We start from the raw sequence: 530 nt of genomic DNA, 5'->3' as shown, positions 1-530 counted from the left end.
TGAGAAGTCGCAGACGCAAGCGTCCGCCTCAGACAACCAAGGGCGTGGTCAATCACGGCTTCCAAGACCACCTGAACACCACCCCTAAGTACATCGCCACCGACCATTGCCGGCTCACCGTATCAGACATAACCTACGTCAAGTGTTTAGGGGGCTTCGCATATCTCTCCCTGACGATGGATGCTTATAGCCGCATCATCACCGGCTTTGACCTGCAGCCCACGCTCTCCACAGAGGGCCCCTACAACGCACTAAAACAGACCGTTGACTTCTACAAAAAGCATGGCTTTGACCTCAAAGGACTCATCTTCCATAGCGACCGAGGCTGTCAATACGTCTCCAAGCAGATGACCGACTACGAGGCCAGCCTAGGCATCGTAACCAGCGTTACCCAGACCGGCAACCCTCTCCACAACGCTATGGCTGAGCGACTTAACGGAATCATCAAGAACGACTGGCTCTACAACTTCGAGGATAAGCCCATAGATCAAGTTCGGGAGATCCTCTCGCAAACGATTGCTCTCTATAAC

The 530-nt window shown here is 53.4% G+C and carries 1 protein-coding gene; it reads left to right on the top strand.

From position 1 onward, the window contains the following. Nucleotides 1-530: DDE-type integrase/transposase/recombinase (locus tag PORUE0001_RS02205; protein WP_039865323.1), on the top strand; the 530-nt coding region annotated here is incomplete at both ends.

It is taken from the genome of Porphyromonas uenonis 60-3 (assembly GCF_000174775.1).
GTDB lineage: Bacteria > Bacteroidota > Bacteroidia > Bacteroidales > Porphyromonadaceae > Porphyromonas > Porphyromonas uenonis_A.
This window is presented reverse-complemented; position numbering and strand designations above follow the sequence as displayed.